Below are 862 nucleotides of genomic sequence, written 5' to 3' on the forward strand. Positions count from 1 at the left end.
TATAGTGAATACAGCACCACCATCACCAACGCCCACCAGTTACAGTTGATGGCACTGGACCTGAACGCCGACTACCGCGTGACCCGCGATATCGATGCCAGCGCCACCGCCGGCAGCGATCTCAGCGGCATGTGGAGCACGGCGGGCTTTTCGCCCATTGGCAACACCTCGACGTTTTTCACCGGCACCTTCGCCGGGCTGGGCCATACCATCGACGGGCTGACCATCGCCCGGCCCGGTCAGAGTGATATCGGCCTGTTTGGCGCCACCGGCAACGGCGCGGCGATTCGCGATATCGGCCTTAGAGAGATCAACATAACGGGCCACAATTACGTTGGCGGGCTGGTGGGGCGCGCTGCCAACAGCAATATCGCCGCCAGCTACGCCACCGGGCAGGTAACGGGCAACAATTACGTCGGCGGGCTGGTGGGGTACGCTTTTTTCAACAACAATATCGCCGCCAGCTACGCTACCGGGCAGGTAACAGGCAACGGTGCTGTTGGCGGGCTGGTGGGGTACGCTATCGACAGCAATATCGCCGCCAGCTACGCTACCGGGCAGGTAACGGGCAACAATAACGTTGGCGGGCTGGTGGGGGTCGCTGGCGGCAGCAATATCGCCGCCAGCTACTTCGCGACCACCGATGCCGATGGCAATCCCATCAATACCAACCTGAACACCCTTGGCACCGGTAGGACCTGGAACGAGCTGACATCGCTGGAGACCTTCGCCGGCTGGGATATCGACGGCCAGGGCGGCACCGATACGGTATGGCGTATTTACGAGGGGCATACCACGCCGCTGCTGCGCGGCTTCCTGACGCCTGTCACGGTGACGGCCAACGATGCCACCGCCACCTACG

At 62.4% G+C, this 862-nt stretch carries 1 protein-coding gene; it reads left to right on the forward strand.

All coding sequences use genetic code 11. The features are described 5' to 3' along the window. The coding region (locus tag HP566_RS02680; RefSeq protein WP_249975725.1) for a GLUG motif-containing protein at positions 1-862 on the forward strand (862 nt) is incomplete at both ends.

Source organism: Vreelandella olivaria, from assembly GCF_023507745.1.
GTDB lineage: Bacteria > Pseudomonadota > Gammaproteobacteria > Pseudomonadales > Halomonadaceae > Vreelandella > Vreelandella olivaria_A.